1 protein-coding gene is annotated in these 212 nt (G+C 47.2%); it reads left to right on the forward strand.

Features of this window, described 5'->3' with window-relative positions; genetic code table 11:
- A partial coding sequence (locus Q0975_RS28465) for a hypothetical protein (protein WP_299444399.1) occupies window positions 1-212 on the forward strand: 212 nt, incomplete at both ends.

Here is a 212-nt window from a genome sequence, read left to right on the forward strand (position 1 = left end):
GATGCACAGGTAACAGTGACACCAGCCACTACGATTGATTTAGTAGTAGGGGCGAGTGACAACAGTACTTATACAGCGAGTTATGTGATCACGCCAGCAGATATTACAGCTGGCACCTTTGCCAACACTGCTGTAGTGAGTGCGATTAATCCATTAGATCCACTAGGTCCACCGATTGAGGATGATTCTGATGATCCGGACGATGTTACGGA

Source organism: uncultured Aquimarina sp. (genome assembly GCF_947500065.1).
In the GTDB taxonomy this organism is placed as follows: Bacteria; Bacteroidota; Bacteroidia; order Flavobacteriales; family Flavobacteriaceae; genus Aquimarina.